At 48.1% G+C, this 17504-nt stretch carries 17 protein-coding genes and 1 tRNA gene; all 18 read right to left on the bottom strand.

Annotation, left to right across the window (positions count from 1 at the left end; translation table 11 throughout):
- Positions 1 to 4: 4 nt before the first annotated feature.
- The 18 genes from nuoF to H8K29_RS13005 all read right to left on the bottom strand — a co-directional run bounded on the left by nuoF (position 5) and on the right by H8K29_RS13005 (position 17414).
- Positions 5 to 1300: an NADH-quinone oxidoreductase subunit NuoF gene (gene nuoF, locus H8K29_RS13090; RefSeq protein ID WP_186885124.1), complete on the bottom strand. Its 1296-nt coding sequence runs from the start codon at positions 1298 to 1300 to the stop codon at positions 5 to 7.
- Complete coding sequence (gene nuoE / locus H8K29_RS13085) at positions 1300 to 1788, bottom strand: NADH-quinone oxidoreductase subunit NuoE (RefSeq protein ID WP_186897936.1); 489 nt, start codon at positions 1786 to 1788, stop codon at positions 1300 to 1302. The genes nuoF and nuoE overlap by 1 nt, the downstream gene beginning before the upstream one ends.
- 34 nt (positions 1789 to 1822) lie before the next feature.
- Positions 1823 to 3076, bottom strand: a complete 1254-nt coding sequence (locus tag H8K29_RS13080; protein ID WP_186885122.1) for an NADH-quinone oxidoreductase subunit D — start codon at positions 3074 to 3076, stop codon at positions 1823 to 1825.
- The gene (locus H8K29_RS13075) at positions 3076 to 3672 is read right to left on the bottom strand and encodes an NADH-quinone oxidoreductase subunit C (protein ID WP_186897935.1); all 597 of its coding nucleotides are present in this window, start codon (positions 3670 to 3672) and stop codon (positions 3076 to 3078) included. The genes H8K29_RS13080 and H8K29_RS13075 overlap by 1 nt, the downstream gene beginning before the upstream one ends.
- 29 nt (positions 3673 to 3701) lie before the next feature.
- The gene (locus H8K29_RS13070; protein WP_186885120.1) at positions 3702 to 4178 is read right to left on the bottom strand and encodes an NADH-quinone oxidoreductase subunit B family protein; all 477 of its coding nucleotides are present in this window, start codon (positions 4176 to 4178) and stop codon (positions 3702 to 3704) included.
- Between the two features lie 6 nt (positions 4179 to 4184).
- A complete protein-coding gene (locus H8K29_RS13065) occupies positions 4185 to 4544 on the bottom strand; it encodes an NADH-quinone oxidoreductase subunit A (protein ID WP_186885119.1) in 360 nt (119 codons plus the stop codon).
- A gap of 110 nt (positions 4545 to 4654) precedes the next feature.
- A tRNA-Leu gene (locus H8K29_RS13060) sits at positions 4655 to 4739 on the bottom strand.
- A gap of 85 nt (positions 4740 to 4824) precedes the next feature.
- A complete protein-coding gene (secG, locus tag H8K29_RS13055; protein ID WP_186885118.1) occupies positions 4825 to 5190 on the bottom strand; it encodes a preprotein translocase subunit SecG in 366 nt (121 codons plus the stop codon).
- A gap of 44 nt (positions 5191 to 5234) precedes the next feature.
- On the bottom strand, positions 5235 to 5984 hold the full coding sequence (gene tpiA, locus H8K29_RS13050; RefSeq protein ID WP_186897934.1) for a triose-phosphate isomerase: 750 nt from the start codon (positions 5982 to 5984) through the stop codon (positions 5235 to 5237).
- Between the two features lie 191 nt (positions 5985 to 6175).
- Entirely contained in the window at positions 6176 to 7156 is a 981-nt protein-coding gene (locus H8K29_RS13045; RefSeq protein WP_186897933.1) for an NAD(P)H-quinone oxidoreductase, read from the bottom strand.
- Between the two features lie 97 nt (positions 7157 to 7253).
- Entirely contained in the window at positions 7254 to 9398 is a 2145-nt protein-coding gene (pnp, locus tag H8K29_RS13040; RefSeq protein WP_186897932.1) for a polyribonucleotide nucleotidyltransferase, read from the bottom strand.
- A 218-nt stretch (positions 9399 to 9616) separates the two neighbouring features.
- A complete protein-coding gene (gene rpsO, locus H8K29_RS13035) occupies positions 9617 to 9886 on the bottom strand; it encodes a 30S ribosomal protein S15 (protein ID WP_186885114.1) in 270 nt (89 codons plus the stop codon).
- Positions 9887 to 10004: 118 nt separating this feature from the next.
- Positions 10005 to 11543, bottom strand: a complete 1539-nt coding sequence (locus H8K29_RS13030; RefSeq protein WP_186885113.1) for a 2-isopropylmalate synthase — start codon at positions 11541 to 11543, stop codon at positions 10005 to 10007.
- Positions 11544 to 11899: 356 nt separating this feature from the next.
- The gene (gene pssA / locus H8K29_RS13025) at positions 11900 to 12766 is read right to left on the bottom strand and encodes a CDP-diacylglycerol--serine O-phosphatidyltransferase (protein ID WP_186897931.1); all 867 of its coding nucleotides are present in this window, start codon (positions 12764 to 12766) and stop codon (positions 11900 to 11902) included.
- A 113-nt stretch (positions 12767 to 12879) separates the two neighbouring features.
- Positions 12880 to 13608 (bottom strand): SIMPL domain-containing protein, encoded by a 729-nt coding sequence (locus H8K29_RS13020; RefSeq protein WP_186897930.1) that lies wholly within the window; start codon positions 13606 to 13608, stop codon positions 12880 to 12882.
- A 523-nt stretch (positions 13609 to 14131) separates the two neighbouring features.
- A complete protein-coding gene (gene ilvC / locus H8K29_RS13015; protein WP_186897929.1) occupies positions 14132 to 15148 on the bottom strand; it encodes a ketol-acid reductoisomerase in 1017 nt (338 codons plus the stop codon).
- 57 nt (positions 15149 to 15205) lie between these two features.
- Complete coding sequence (gene ilvN / locus H8K29_RS13010) at positions 15206 to 15697, bottom strand: acetolactate synthase small subunit (protein ID WP_186885109.1); 492 nt, start codon at positions 15695 to 15697, stop codon at positions 15206 to 15208.
- 1 nt (position 15698) lies between these two features.
- The gene (locus tag H8K29_RS13005; protein WP_186897928.1) at positions 15699 to 17414 is read right to left on the bottom strand and encodes an acetolactate synthase 3 catalytic subunit; all 1716 of its coding nucleotides are present in this window, start codon (positions 17412 to 17414) and stop codon (positions 15699 to 15701) included.
- Positions 17415 to 17504 lie beyond the last annotated feature (90 nt).

Here is a 17504-nt window from a genome sequence, read left to right as displayed (position 1 = left end):
TGGCTTACAGGTAAGTGGGAACCAAGCAATGCTTATGCTCGATATGATATTCAAACTCTGTGCGGAAATTTTTTACGAATGCGCGAACCGGCATCGCTGCTGCATCACCTAACGCACAAATCGTTTTACCCTGAATATTGTCTGCGATGGAATTCAGCATATCCAGATCTTCAGGGCGACCTAATCCATTTTCAATCCGATGAACAAGGCGATACAACCAGCCTGTACCTTCGCGGCAAGGCGTACACTGCCCGCACGACTCTTCAAAATAAAAATACGACAGACGTTCCAACGATTTGACCATGCAACGGGTTTCATCCATGACGATGACGGCTCCGGATCCAAGCATGGAACCCGCCTTGGAAATCGAATCGTAATCAAGATCCGTATTCATCATCACATCACCAACAATCACCGGTGCGGAAGAGCCGCCAGGAATCACTGCTTTGATTTTTTTTCCACCACGCATACCACCGGCCAACTCAAGTAAAGTAGCAAATGGAGTACCTAATGGAATTTCGTAATTACCAGGTCGTTCAACGTCACCTGAAATAGAGAATATCTTTGTACCGCCGTTATTTGGCTTACCAAGAGCGGCATAATTTTCGCCACCCATGGCAAAAATGAACGGCACTGCTGCAAATGTTTCAGTGTTGTTGATGGTTGTCGGCTTTCCGTACAGACCAAAGCTGGCAGGGAACGGAGGTTTGAAGCGCGGCTGGCCTTTTTTACCTTCCAGCGACTCCAACAATGCCGTTTCTTCACCGCAAATATAGGCACCGTAACCGTGGAACGCATGCAATTGAAAACTAAATTCGGAGCCCGCGATATTATTACCAAGCATCCCGGCTGCGCGCGCCTCTTCAATCGCTTCTTCGAAACGATCATAGTCCGCAAAAATTTCGCCGTGGATGTAGTTATAACCGACAGTAATACCCATGGCATACGCACCGATGGCCATACCTTCGATCAGCGCGTGCGGGTTATAACGAATGATATCGCGATCTTTAAATGTACCAGGCTCGCCCTCATCGGTATTACAGACCAGATATTTCTGCCCAGGAAACTGACGTGGCATGAAACTCCATTTCAGGCCAGTCGGGAAACCAGCTCCGCCACGACCGCGCAAAGACGACGCTTTGAGCTCAGCAATAACCTGCTCAGGTGGAATTTTTTCTGAAAGAATACGTTTCAAGGATGCATAGCCACCACGAGCCACGTAATCTTGTAAGTGCCAGTTTTTACCATCCAGACCCGCGAGAATGAGGGGCTTAATATGGCGATTGTGCAGACTCGTCATTATTTACCCGCCTCTTTCAGTTCATTCACAAGTCCGTCGATTTTTTCGTTCGACATAAAGCTGCACATGCGTTTATTGTTGACCAACATGACAGGTGCATCACCACATGCCCCCATGCATTCACCTTCAACCAAGGTGAATTGTCCATCGGCAGTGGTTTCTTTGTAATCAATACCCAGCTTCTGCTTCAGATGGTGCGCCGCGCGCTCCCCACCTGATAAAGCACAAGGCAAATTAGTACAAACGGTAATTTTGAATTTACCGACTGGTTTCGTGTTGTACATATTATAGAAAGTAGCCACTTCCTGTACAGCAACGGCAGGCATACCAATATAGTCAGCCAAAGTCTGCATTACTTCAGGAGAGATCCAACCAGTTTCATCCTGCGCAATAGCCAAAGCGGCCATCACAGCGGACTGGCGCTGGTCAGCCGGGAACTTTGCCAGTTCACGATCAATTTTTTTAAATGCCTGCTCTGATAACACCATAGCTAATGCCTCAAATAAACGTCAGATGACGTTTTTATCTGTCAATCTCACCAAAAACAATGTCCTGAGTACCAATAATAGTTACAGCATCGGCAATCATATGTCCCTTCGCCATTTCATCCAGACCTTGCAGGTGCGGGAAGCCTGGAGCGCGAATTTTCAAGCGGTACGGTTTATTAGCACCATCGGACATCAAGTAAATACCAAATTCACCCTTTGGATGCTCAACTGCAGCATAAGCCTCGCCAGCAGGAACATGGAAGCCTTCTGTGAACAACTTGAAATGATGAATCAAATCTTCCATATTTGACTTCATGTCGACACGATGTGGTGGCGTAACCTTGTGATTATCTGAAATCACAGGCCCCTGATTATTTCTGAGCCACTCTACGCATTGTTTAATAATGCGGTTAGATTGACGCATCTCTTCTACGCGAACAAGATAGCGATCATAACAATCACCATTGACACCAACAGCAATATCAAAGTCGAGCAAATCATAAACTTCGTATGGTTGTTTTTTACGCAGATCCCATTCAACACCAGATCCACGCAACATCGCACCGGTAAAGCCCATCGCTTTCGCACGCTCAGGCGATACAACACCGACACCGACCAAACGCTGCTTCCAGATACGATTATCCGTCAACAAGGTTTCATACTCATCGACATATTTCGGGAAGCGATTTGTAAAATCCTCGATAAAATCAAGCAAAGAACCTTGGCGGTTTTCATTAAGAAAACGCATCGACTTTTCGTTCTTCAGCAAAGATGCTTTATGCTTAGGCATTTCGTCAGGCAAATCACGATAGACACCACCAGGACGATAGTAAGCCGCATGCATACGCGCACCGGAAACCGCCTCATAGCAATCCATCAAATCTTCCCGCTCACGGAACGCGTATAACATCACCGCCATTGCACCGACGTCAAGCGCATGTGCGCCTATCCACAGCAAGTGGTTCAACAAACGAGTAATTTCATCGAACATCACGCGTATGTATTGCGCACGCAGGGGCACTTCCAAACCGAGCATCTTCTCAATCGCCATAACGTAGGCATGCTCATTCGCCATCATCGAGACGTAATCGAGCCTATCCATGTACGGAACAGATTGCAAAAATGTTTTTTGTTCTGCCAATTTTTCAGTTGCACGATGCAACAAGCCGATATGAGGATCGGCACGCTGAATAACTTCACCATCCAATTCCAGCACCAAGCGCAATACACCATGCGCAGCAGGATGCTGAGGACCAAAGTTGAGTGTGTAATTCTTAATCTCAGCCATTATTTCATCCCGTAATTTTCTTCGCGAATAATACGCGGGGTATTTTCGCGCGGCTCAATAGTCACAGGTTGATAGACAACGCGTTTTTGATCCGCATCGTAACGCATCTCCACATAACCAGACACAGGGAAATCTTTGCGGAATGGGTGACCAATAAAACCATAATCAGTCAAAATACGACGCAAGTCGTTATGACCGTCAAACAATATGCCATACAAATCAAAGGCTTCGCGCTCGTACCAATTAGCAGCATTCCAGACATCAGTCAAAGAAGATACAAGCGGCATTTCATCATCCGGCGCAAAAACACGAACCCGAAGACGCCAGTTATTTTTGATCGACAACAAGTGCGTTACGACTGCATACCGGGAACCATCCCAGGCACCATCAGCGTAAGTAGAATAATCAACACCACAAAGGTCAATCAATTCTTCAAAACACGTACCTGAGTGATCACGCAAATCACGCATCACCTGCAAATATTCAGCTGCCGACACAACAATCGTCAACTCACCGAGAGCATTTTTCAGCTCAAGAATACGCCCACCCAAGACTGTTTTTAATGCCTGCTCGAGTTTTTCTAATTTGATCGTCATAGTTAAAGGCTGCCTCAGCAATCGCGCGATCAGCGCGCGATAGTGTTTGTACGTTTAATCTTGTTTTGCAGCTGAATGACACCGTACAGCAATGCTTCTGCCGTCGGCGGACAACCAGGCACATAAATATCAACTGGAACAATGCGATCACAGCCGCGCACAACGGAGTACGAGTAATGATAATAACCACCACCGTTAGCGCAAGAACCCATGGAAATAACCCAGCGAGGCTCCGCCATCTGATCGTAGACTTTTCGCAACGCAGGCGCCATCTTATTACACAAGGTACCCGCGACGATCATCACATCCGAATGACGTGGAGATGGGCGAAACACAACACCAAAACGATCCAGATCATAACGGGACGCACCAGCATGCATCATTTCAACCGCACAACAAGCCAGACCGAACGTCATCGGCCACATAGAACCCGTACGTGTCCAGTTAATCAGCTTATCGGCTGTTGTCGTAACAAAGCCTTCGTTCAACACACCTTCAATAGCCATTTTCCATCACTCCCAATCCAGAGCGCCTTTTTTCCAGATGTACCAAAACCCGACAGCAAATTCGAGCACAAAGCCAAGCATAATCAAGAAACCAGCCCATCCTAGATCGCGCATAGCAACGCCCCACGGGAAGAAAAATGCAGTTTCAAGATCAAAGAGAATGAAGAGAATCGCGATCAAATAATATCGCACATCAAATTTCATACGCGCATCTTCAAACGCCTCGAAGCCACACTCGTATGCTGATGTTTTTTGAGAATCCGGCTTATACGGACCGAGAACACGCCCCAAAACCTGAGGCAATACACCGACTCCGATACCAACCAGAATAAAGAGAAGAACTGGGAAATAATTTTCGAGGTTCACGTTAGGCTACCTGTATTTGAACGCCATATTGAAGCAAGCTATTTTTGAAGAACCTCATCAAAAATAGCCACTTCCTCGACAAAATCAGAAAAGAAAACTGATTTGTTTTTTGGTGCCGACGACGAGACTCGAACTCGTACAGCTTTCGCCACTACCCCCTCAAGATAGCGTGTCTACCAATTTCACCACGTCGGCATAAGCCCAGCATTCTACCCTGAATGACCTCATTGTTCAACGCACAATCGAGGAAATTCAAGTTTTTTTGCCGGGAAATATAAATTTATTTTGGAATCTGATTCGGCTGCGCAGACGAAGCCGCAGCAGCAGAAGCTGGTGCGGGTGTTTGCACAACTGCAGGCGCTACTTTTGTCACTGGCAGATTATCCATCACACCGCCAGCTGGCTTACGCTCACCACCAAAAACACCCAAGGCCAATGTTGCAGCAAAAAATATTGCAGCCGCAATGCCTGTGGAGCGCGACAAGAAATTGGAGGAACCTGTTGCACCAAACAGACTACCGGAAGCACCCGAACCAAAGGAAGCCCCCATATCCGCACCTTTACCATGCTGCAGCAAAACGAGCGCAATAATTGCCAATGCAGAGATAACCTGAACGACCACTACCAATGTAAAAAAAGTTTGCATTCAAAACACCTAAAAAAATTAATCTTCAATCTTCAGCAATACAATCAAGCCGCAGCAGCAATAGCAAGAAAATCAGCGGACTTCAACGCAGCACCACCGATCAAACCACCATCAATATCTGCCATTGCCAGTAAGTCCTTTGCATTTTCGGGCTTCATACTACCACCATAAAGTATTTGCACCGAAGCAGCTGCGGCAACATCTTTCAAAGCAATTTGCTGACGCAAAAAGGCATGTACATCCTGCGCCATTTGTGGCGTCGCCGTTTTACCGGTACCAATTGCCCACACTGGCTCATAAGCGACAACAAGCTGAGTAATTTGCGCAACGTCAACAACATCCAACACCGCCTGCAATTGCGCAGCAACAACTTCTTCTGTCTGACCGCTTTCACGCTGCTCCAAGGTTTCCCCCACGCATACAATAGGAATCAAATTCTCGGACAACGCACGCAAAGTTTTTCTTGCGACAACCGCATTCGATTCAGCATGATACGCGCGCCGCTCAGAATGCCCGACGATCACATATCGACAACCGCAATCAACCAGCATCGATGCGGCAACCTCACCGGTAAATGCACCTTGTGCATGCTCAGAAACATCTTGCGCACCCCATTTCACAAGGCTCGCTGTCAGCAACTCAGCACATTGAGTCAGGTACGGCGCTGGCGCACATACCAAAACATCACAATCCGAAGATACGGGCAATCCAGCTACGATTTCAGATAACAACGAACGATTGGCCGCGAAGCTGCCGTTCATTTTCCAGTTACCCGCAATTAGTGTACGTCGCATAAGAGATCAGAATATAAATAACCGTCTATTGTATCCCGCTGACAATACCCGGTCAAACAAAGGCAGCACAAAACAAACACGACCTACAGCCCAAGCCGACACATGCCTGCCCTGCACATCTGGACCATCCATTTCTCAACACACTGCGATCTGCGCCTTCGATATCTCGAAAAATAAGAACCCCGACAGAATTACACCAACTGCAGCATAATTTTGCCTATGTGACGACCATCCTCCATCAAAGCGTGCGCTTGATCCGCCTGAGTCAAAGGGAATACCTGATGAATAACCGGCCTGATTTTTCCTGCCTCAAGTAACGGCCAGACATGTTGCTGCAACTGTGAAGAAATCTGCCTCTTAAACTCAACAGAACGTGGACGCAAGGTTGACCCGGTTATCGTCAGTCGCCGACGTAAGACTTGCCCAAAATCGACATCTCCGCGATTACCGCCTAACAAGGCAATGATCGCAATCCGGCCATCATCTGCGAGACTATCGATCTCCATTGGAATATAACTTCCTGCGACCATATCAAGAATCACATCCACCCCCTTACCAGCAGTCAGTGATTTGACAACCTCGGGAAATTTTTCAGTTTTATAGTTAATAGCACGCTCTGCTCCCAATCCCTCAGCAGCACGGCATTTTTCATCTGTTCCCGCCGTAGCAAAAACCCGGTGCCCGAGAGCGCTTGCGATCTGAATCGCAGCAACACCAATTCCTGATGTGCCACCCTGTACCAGTAAAGTCTCACCAGCACTCAATCTGGCGCGATCAAAGACATTACTCCAGACGGTGAAATAAGTTTCTGGCAACGAGGCTGCCTCTACCATGCTTAAACCCTTGGGGACGGGAAGACACTGCGCAGCAGGCGCAACACAATATTCAGCGTATCCACCACCCTGCACCAGCGCGCAGACGAAATCACCCTCCTGAAAATCAGTCGTCAATAAGTCTCCACCAACAATTTCTCCGGCAACCTCCAACCCTGGCAAATCTGAAGCCCCCTGAGGAACAGGGTAGTAGCCAAGCCGCTGCAGCACGTCCGGGCGATTCACGCCTGCAGCATGCACCTTAATCAAAACCTCACCAGTCTGCGCTTGCGGAATCTCGCGCTCACACAATTGCAAAACCTCGGGCGCTCCATATTTCGTAATTTCAATTGCACGCATAAAACTCACCGAATAAATAAAAAAATCATTGTAAGCCAATAAAAAAACGCCCGTTTAAACGGGCGTTTTTTTCAACAACTCATGACAATCAGCACAATTACTGGGCTGCCTGCGGCTCTTGTGACGGAGCCTGGGCATCACCTTCAACAGCAGCTGCTTTCATGGACAACTTGAAGCGACCACGGTCATCGGTTTCCAACACTTTGACGCGTACTTGCTGACCTTCTTTGAGATAGTCAGCAACTGCATTGACGCGTTCGTTGGCGATCTGACTGATGTGCAGCAAACCATCTTTACCTGGCATGATTTGCACAATCGCACCAAAGTCCAGCAACTTCAACACAGTACCTTCGTAGATTTTGCCGACTTCAACTTCCGCGGTCAGCTCTTCAATACGACGCTTGGCTTCTTGACCAGCCGCCGCATCAACAGAAGCAATAGTAACAACGCCTTCGTCGCTGATATCGATCTGCGTACCTGTTTCTTCAGTCAGCGCGCGAATCACCGCACCACCTTTACCGATCACATCACGGATTTTCTCAGGATTGATCTTGATCGTGATCAGGCGTGGCGCAAAATCGGACAATTCGGTATTACCAACCGGTACTGCCTCTTGCATTTTGCCTAGAATATGGACGCGACCTTCTTTAGCTTGCGCCAAAGCGACTTGCATAATTTCTTTAGTAATGCCCTGGATTTTGATATCCATTTGCAATGCAGTGATACCTTCCGCAGTGCCCGCAACTTTAAAGTCCATATCGCCGAGGTGATCTTCATCACCCAGAATATCTGTCAGAACAGCGAACTTGTTACCTTCTTTGATCAGACCCATGGCGATACCTGCAACATGCGCTTTCATCGGCACACCTGCATCCATCAGAGCCAGACAGCCACCGCAAACAGACGCCATCGAAGAAGAACCATTGGATTCAGTAATTTCAGAAACCAGACGTACGGAGTAGCTGAAATCTTCCGGATCAGGCAATGCAGCCTGCAATGCACGCTTAGCTAAACGACCATGACCGATTTCACGGCGCTTAGGTGTACCAACGCGACCAGTTTCACCAGTAGCAAATGGTGGCATGTTGTAATGCAACATGAAGCGGTCAGAGTATTCGCCCATCAACGCATCGATTTTTTGTTCGTCACGTGCAGTACCCAAAGTTGCAATCACCAAAGCCTGTGTTTCACCACGGGTGAACAAAGCGGTACCATGCGTACGTGGCAAAATACCAGTGCGGATAGTGATAGGACGTACAGTGCGAGTGTCCCGACCATCAATGCGCGGCTCACCTTCGAGAATTTGGGAACGAACGATTTTCGCTTCCAAATCAAACAGAATATTGCCGACGTCTGCTGAATCAGGAGCTACTTCACCTTTGGCGGCAGCTTGTTCAGCCAGCGCAGCAGCAACTGCAGACGTTGCGGCCTTCAATTGCTCAGTACGGGCTTGCTTTTCTTTGGTTTGATATGCAGCACGCAACAGAGGTTCTGCAACAGCAGTGACCGCAGCGATCAGCGGCTCATTCTTTGCTGCAGGTACCCATTGCACTTCAGGTTTGCCACCATCGCGCACCAATTCGTGGATCGCGTCAATAACAGCTTTCATTTGCTCGTGACCAAACACAACCGCACCCAGCATGACTTCTTCAGACAATTGCTGCGCTTCAGATTCCACCATCAATACAGCTTGTTCAGTACCTGCAACAACCAGATCCAGTTTGGAGGATTTCAACTGCGTCGCAGTTGGATTCAATACATACTGACCGTCGATATAACCAACGCGCGCGGCACCAACAGGGCCACTGAAAGGAATGCCTGCAACAGAAATCGCAGCAGAAGCACCAATCATCGCAGCGATATCCGGATCAATCTCAGGATTGACGGACAATACATGCACAATCACCTGAACTTCATTCAGATAACCCTCTGGGAACAAAGGGCGAATCGGGCGATCAATCAAACGTGAAGTTAATGTTTCTTTTTCTGATGGACGACCTTCACGCTTGAAGAAACCGCCAGGAATGCGGCCTGCAGCGTAAGTTTTTTCCATGTAATCCACGGTCAGAGGAAAGAAATCCTGACCAGGTTTAGCATCTTTTTTTGCAACCACAGTTGCCAGCACAACAGTGTCTTCGATCGAGACCATCACTGCGCCAGAGGCCTGACGTGCGATTTCACCGGTCTCCAATGTCACCTGATGTTGACCGTATTGGAAAGTTTTCGTAATTTTGTTAAACACAATGTGTCCTTTCTATTTTGCCGACAGATTTTCAGGCGCTGTCGTTCACCTCACCACGTGCAATCCGTCAGGACTGCCTTTTGCCAGTTTTTTGCTTATTTCTAACAAATTTTGCTAAAAATTTTGCACAAAACCAAAACACCAGATAAACAAAAAGCCTGCGACAGTCAACTGACGCAGGCTTTTTGCTATAAATTTTTTGCTAAATTCAGCAAGAATTACTTACGCAAGCCGAGTTTTTCGATCAGAGCGCGATAGCGATTCAAGTCTTTACCTTTCAGGTAAGACAACAGGCTTTTACGACGGTTAACCATCATAATCAGACCGCGACGGGAATGGTGATCTTTACCGTGGGCTTTGAAGTGACCGTTCAAATCATTGATACGGGCTGTCAGCAAAGCAACCTGAACTTCTGGAGAACCTGTGTCGTTTTGACCACGGGCGTTATCCGCTACGATAGCGGCTTTTGCACTTTTTTCGATAGACATAATTTTTCCTTTACATGCGATAACAAGAGTCGTTTGATGACAAAACCGTCGTTATCGTGAAATAAACTCCCGCCAAAATGACGGGAGCCGAGACTATAGCACACAAATAATCAATGAATCAAACTTGTGGATTCAGCTTTTCTGACTTTGACTCGAGTTTATTCAGCGCTGACAAGTAAGCCTTCGCAGACGCCACGACGATATCAGGATCAGCACCGACACCATTGACGATACGCCCAGCTTTTTGCAAGCGCATCGTCACTTCGCCCTGAGACTGGGTGCCAGTCGTAATTGCATTGACTGAAAACAGCAGCAATTCAGCACCACTGTTCACTTCAGATTCAATCGCGTTCACAATCGCGTCCACAGGGCCGTTTCCTTTTGCTTCACAAGTCACTTCTTTACCGGCAAAAGCAAACACCACTTTTGCTTTTGGTGATTCGCCAGTTTCAGAATGCTGGGCCAGCGAAACAAAGTGGTACGCCTCTTTGTCATTGGCCTGCTCTTCATCTGAAACCAACGCCAAAATATCTTCATCAAAAATCTCAGATTTGCGATCTGCTAACTCTTTGAAACGGGCAAACGCCGCATTCACTTCCGCTTCAGATTCCAGCGTAATGCCCAGCTCTTCGAGGCGCTGCTTAAATGCATTCCGGCCAGAGAGCTTACCGAGAACAATTTTATTTGCACTCCAGCCCACGTCTTCGGCGCGCATAATCTCATAGGTATCGCGGGCTTTCAGAATACCGTCCTGATGGATGCCGGAGGCATGCGCAAACGCGTTCGCACCAACCACGGCTTTATTTGGCTGCACTGCAAAGCCAGTAATTTGCGACACCAGTTTAGATGCCGGAACAATCTGGGTCGTATCAATACCCAGATCGAGATTAAAGTAATCTTTACGCGTACGCACTGCCATCACGATCTCTTCAAGTGCAGTATTGCCGGCGCGCTCACCAAGTCCGTTAATCGTACATTCCACCTGACGCGCGCCACCGATCATGACACCGGCCAGTGAATTCGCCACTGCCATTCCCAGATCGTTATGACAATGCACCGACCAGATTGCTTTGTCGGAATTCGGAATGCGTTCACGCAAAGTCTTCAACATATTGCCGTACAACTCAGGCACACCATAACCGACCGTGTCGGCAAAATTAATTGTGGTTGCCCCCTCTTTAATCACGGCCTCAATTACGCGACACAGGAAATCCATTTCGGAGCGGCTGCCATCTTCCGGGCTAAATTCAACGTCGTCCGTAAAATTACGCGCAAAACGCACAGCCTGAATCGCTTGCTCCAACACCTGATCCGGACTCATACGCAATTTCTTCTCCATGTGCAAAGGAGAGGTCGCAATAAAGGTATGAATACGCTTGCGCTGAGCAGCAGCCAAGGCTTCCGCGGCACGGGAAATATCGCGATCATTGGCGCGCGACAAAGAACAAATGATGGAATCTTTAATCGTCGCGGAAATCGCCTTGATCGATTCAAAATCGCCAGGAGACGCGGCCGCAAAACCCGCTTCAATGACATCAACTTTCAATCGTTCCAGTTGTTTTGCAATACGCAGCTTTTCATCCTTTGTCATCGACGCGCCCGGTGATTGCTCGCCATCGCGCAAAGTGGTGTCAAATATGATGAGTTTGTCTGCCATGATTTTCTCCTGAAAAGAATGTTTGAGATTGAAAATGAATCGATAAAAATGCTGAATATTCTCTGCCCCACCCTTGCAACGCACACAGGGGTAAGAGATTACACAAATTGTGGGTATAGGGGATTTAGCGCGTTACCGCACTAGTAGAAATGCAAATAGCGATAGCAGACGGGAGGCGTCTGCTAAAGTTTTTAATGTGAGGGATGTGACTGAAAAGTTCATGCATTCGACTATAAGCGTGAACACAGAAAAGTGCAAGAATTTATAGCAGCCTATTTCTAATTTAATTAATCCGAAAAGAAAAAAAGCCACAATGCATTTTGTACATTGTGGCGATTCTGCGTTAAAACAAAATTTTATTTATCGTCGTGGGTTTCCACGCTAGTCTGAATAATGCTGATAGGACGACCTTTGCGCCAACGCCATAACAAGACGACGTAACCAGATAAACCATACAACACAAACAAACCGAATAACACTTTAGGCGGATCACTGACCACCACCACATACACCAGTAACACTAACAAAGGCGCAATAAAAGGAACGCTTTTTTTCAGGTTCACATCTTTGAAGCTGTAAAACGGCACATTCGTCACCATCGTCAATCCGGCAAACAAGGTAATACTCCACGCAATCCAGCGCAGATCACCACCGACAAAATGTAAATCGTCCATCAGCAGCACGAAACCAGCGACCAGCGCCGCCGCCGCCGGGCTAGGTAAGCCCTGAAAATAACGTTTATCAACGATGCTGATATTCGTATTAAAGCGTGCCAGTCGTAATGCTGCGCCGGCACAGTAAACAAAAGCGGCAAGCCAGCCTAGTTTATCCATACCGCGCAGCGACCATTCATACACAACCAGCGCAGGAGCCGCGCCAAAAGAAATCATGTCTGACAGGCTGTCGTACTGTGCGCCGAATTCGCTTTGGGTATTCGTCATACGGGCCACCCGACCATCCAGACTATCCAGCACCATCGCAACAAAAATCGCGAGTGCCGCCTGATAAAAACGCTGATCCATCGCCATGACGATCGCGTAAAAACCGCAGAACAGCGCCGCCGTCGTAAATGCATTCGGCAACAAATAAATGCCACGTCCGCGCGCCGTCGCTTTTACCGGTAAGGCAATACCGTCAGCATCCGTTCTTTGCTGCGTTTTACGTACGCCTTTGGGGAAAAGTTTGAAGTTACCTTTGGGTTTGCGTCGATTAAAAGATGGCATGTGAATCTAAAGAAATAAAATAGCCCGAACATGTCGGGCGGAACCTGGCACTTTGCGCTGGCAGTATAACCCTGTTTATCGGTCAGGCAAACCCGCAAGCACTAGTGTATGGTCTATTTCAGTCGCAGTTTTCCAGTGATTTTTATATTCAATGAAGTAAATCCCGGCTCGAAGCTGGGTTCCGTTGCGGCTGCGTCGGCTCTGGCCGCTTTGAGCATCATCGGTGCCGCTTCAAACTGACGCAATTCACTGCCGGCGTTATCGAAATCAAGAGACTCGATCACAATATCATCCGGCTTCTTACCCAGCGTCGATGCAATCATTTTTACTTTGTCAGAAAACTGGTGGTAACCAGCCTCGACCCGCGCGGCCTCGAATTTTTTAATCGCTGCATCAGATAAACCAAAATTGACACCGTTCAGCGCCAACACTTTCTGCCCTGCTGCTGCCGTGGACGACAACTGCGCAATGTTTGTGGTTTTCACCTCCAGATACTGACCTGAACGCCACCCGATGATCTGGCGCTTGACAGGCTGGCCTGCCGCATTGACTGGGGTTTCAGCATAGATGGGGTAAGAATAATAAGACCGCGTCCGCAGCTCTGCCTGCGGGTCTTCTTTCCTGATCAGATCAGTACCGGATTTCATTTTCTGATTCACCCGCGACGCTGCCGCGGTCTTGTCTTTGTCCTGCTCTTCGATATAAAAATTGAGCACCGCCTGATCATTGTCCGCCTTCACGTCCGCCGATCCTGAGACCGTAATGACGGTGCCGGTAAGCGTCTGCGCGACAACCGGCAATGCCAGCAAACAAGCAGCAGTCAAGCCAAGTAGTTTTTTCATGATCATTCTCCAGAAATGTTGGTATTGTTGATTCAGACAAGTCTTCTTGATTCAAGTTGCAAAGATACCTCTTTTTCAATGATCACACCCATCTACGATTCAATTAATGACTTCACTGGGAATCGAATTTCAGAGTTAAGCCTGTGAATTAACCCGTTTCAAGCCTTAAATATACTCCCCCCAGTATATTTAAAACCCCTATATTTCATTAAGACATATACGCGAAAATGAAACATACTCCCCTTTTTTTTCAAATTTTACGGGTAAAACAAGGGATATTTGAAGGCAAAAAAATCGCCCGTTTGGACGACTTTCAGCTTTCGGGCTGCGCGCGCCTTCCAGCGCACGCAGGATGACGCCCGACGATCTGAAGAATTAGTTCTTCGATTGATCAACTAGTTTGTTTTTCGCAATCCAAGTGCACTTGAAGGCGTAAAAAAAGTCGTCCCAATGGACGACTTTTAGACTTCGAGCTGCATGCGCCTGCCAGCGCACGCTGGATGATGCCCGGCGATCTGAAGAATTAGTTCTTCGATTGATCAACCAGTTTGTTTTTAGCGATCCAAGGCATCATCGCACGCAATTTTGCGCCGACTTCTTCGATCTGATGTTCTGCAGTCAGACGACGACGGGAAATCAAGGTAGGCGCACCTGCTTTGTTTTCCAGGATGAAGCTCTTCGCGTATTCACCAGTCTGAATATCTTTCAGGCATTGGCGCATCGCATTTTTGGTGTCTTCCGTCACAACGCGTGGGCCTGTCACGTATTCACCGTACTCTGCATTGTTAGAGATCGAGTAGTTCATGTTAGCGATACCGCCTTCATAGATCAGATCAACGATCAGTTTCAATTCATGCAGACATTCGAAGTACGCCATTTCCGGTGCATAACCAGCTTCGACCAGAGTTTCGAAACCCGCTTTGATCAGCTCAACAGCACCGCCGCACAACACAGCCTGTTCACCGAACAAATCTGTTTCTGTTTCTTCGCGGAAGTTCGTTTCGATGATACCGGCACGGCCGCCGCCATTCGCCATTGCATACGACAAAGCGATATCACGGGCAGAACCGGATTTATCCTGATAGACAGCGATCAGGTGTGGCACGCCGCCACCTTGCGAATAAGTGCCGCGTACTGTGTGGCCTGGTGCTTTCGGGGCGATCATGATGACGTCCAGATCAGCACGTGGCACCACTTGTCCGTAGTGCACATTGAAGCCGTGCGCAAACGCGAGTACCGCGCCTTGCTTAGCATAAGGTGCAACGTTTTCGTTGTACACCTGAGCGATATTTTCATCCGGCAGCAAAATCATGATAACGTCAGCAGCTTTCACCGCTTCATTCACTTCTGCCACTTTCAGGCCAGCGCCTTCTGCTTTAGACCATGATGCGCCGCCTTTACGCAAAGCGACCGTCACGTTACAACCGGAGTCGTTCAGATTTTGCGCGTGTGCATGACCTTGTGAACCATAACCGATGATGGCAACGTTTTTACCTTTGATCAGGGACAGATCACAATCTTTATCGTAGAAAACTTTCATTTTTTATCCTATTTAATTTGAATGATTTTTATATGCCAGAGGCAGATGAATACTTGCTTATACTTTGAGGATGCGTTCGCCGCGTCCTATACCTGAGCCACCCGTTCTGACTGTCTCCAGAATTGACGCACGGTCGATGGAATCAATGAATGCATCCAATTTACCTTTGTTGCCCGTCAATTCTATGGTGTAGGTTTTTTCGGTCACGTCAATGATGCGGCCGCGGAAAATATCCGCTGTACGCTTCATTTCTTCGCGCTCTTTACCTACCGCTCTGACCTTGATCAGCATCAACTCGCGTTCGATGTGCGCGCCTTCGGTCAGATCAACCACCTTCACCACTTCAATCAGACGATTCAGGTGTTTCGTGATCTGTTCGATGATGTCGTCAGAACCGCTGGTGACGATGGTCATGCGGGACAAGGTCGGGTCTTCGGTCGGCGCAACCGTCAGCGTTTCAATATTGTAGCCACGGGCAGAAAACAATCCGACCACGCGGGACAATGCACCGGCTTCATTTTCCAGAAGGATGGAGATAATGTGTCTCATATCACAGATCCTCCGAGCCAAGCAGCATTTCAGTCAAGCCCTGACCCGCCTTCACCATAGGCCAGACATTTTCGGTCTGATCGGTAATGAAGTTCATGAATACCAGTCTGTCTTTCATTGCAAAGGCCTCACGTACTGCACCATCAACGTCTGCGGGATTTTCAATTTTCATGCCGACGTGACCATAAGCTTCCACCAGTTTGGTGAAGTCCGGCAGTGAATCCATGTAGGATTCGGAATAGCGTGAGCCATAATCAATTTGCTGCCACTGTCTGACCATGCCGAGGAAGCGGTTGTTCAGCAGAATGATCTTGGGTGTCAGGTGATATTGCTTGCAAGTCGCCAATTCCTGAATACACATTTGTATCGAGGCTTCGCCGGTAATGCAGGCAACGGTCGCATCAGGATTCGCCATCTGCACGCCCATCGCGTATGGCAGGCCAACGCCCATCGTGCCCAGACCACCGGAATTAATCCAGCGACGCGGTTTATCGAAACGGTAGTATTGCGCCGCCCACATCTGATGTTGTCCTACGTCGGAAGTCACAAAGGCATCGCCATTGGTTACTTCCCACACTTTTTCAACCACCGATTGCGGCTTGATGAGTTCAGACGAAGTGGCATACTTCAGGCATTCCTTGCCGCGCCACTCGTTGATCTGTTTCCACCATGCGGCCAGCGGTTTCGGATCAGGACGGGTTTCAACTGCGCTTAACTGCGACAACATCTCTTGCAATACGTCTTTAACATTACCAACAATAGGAATGTCCACTTTCACGCGCTTGGATATTGAGGAAGGGTCAATGTCTATATGAATAATCTTGCGCGAATTCGACGCAAAATGTTTAGGATTGCCAATCACGCGGTCATCGAAACGCGCACCGATCGCAATCAGCACATCGCAGTGTTGCATCGCCATGTTGGCTTCGTACGTCCCATGCATACCGGGCATACCGACGAATTTTTCGTCACTGGCACGATAAGCGCCAAGACCCATCAGCGTGTTTGTGCAAGGGAATCCCAGCTCATCCACCAGCTTGTTCAATTCAGCAGAAGCGTGCGCCAGAATAACGCCGCCACCGGTGTAGATCATCGGGCGCTCTGCCTGCAGCAACAACTGAACCGCTTTACGAATCTGACCAGCATGTCCTTTATCGACAGGCTTATAAGAACGCATCTCAACTTCACGCGGATAGCTGTAAGTGGTTTTGTGCATGCTGATATCTTTAGGAATATCAACCAGCACAGGACCAGGGCGTCCGGTTGTTGCGATGAAAAATGCTTTTTTGATCGTCTCTGCCAGATCCCGGACATCTTTGACCAGGAAATTATGTTTCACGCAAGGACGGGTAATACCTACCGTGTCACACTCCTGGAAAGCATCCTGGCCGATAACGGCACTGGACACCTGACCCGAGATGATCACCATAGGAATCGAATCCATATAAGCAGTTGCCAGACCGGTCACCGCATTGGTAACGCCAGGCCCGGATGTGACCAGAGCCACGCCTACTTTGTTGGAAGAACGGGAGTAAGCATCAGCAGCATGAATCGCAGCCTGTTCGTGACGAACGAGGATATGCTGAAACTTATCTTGTTTGTAGATTGCATCGTAGATATAAAGTACTGCGCCGCCCGGATATCCGAACACGTGCTCAATACCTTCTTCGGCAAGACACTTGACCAGTATCTCTGCGCCTGTAAATTCTGAACTCATTATGTTGTCCTTTCAAGGTCCATAGGAAATTGATCGGATGTTCTTTCCTGGCGAAACCGACATGTAAATCCGGTGAGCTGATATTCCTTT

Source organism: Undibacterium sp. CY21W (genome assembly GCF_014284265.1).
Lineage (GTDB): Bacteria > Pseudomonadota > Gammaproteobacteria > Burkholderiales > Burkholderiaceae_D > Undibacterium > Undibacterium aquatile.
Note: the sequence above shows the minus strand (reverse complement) of the source record. Positions and strands in the feature narration are given on the sequence as shown.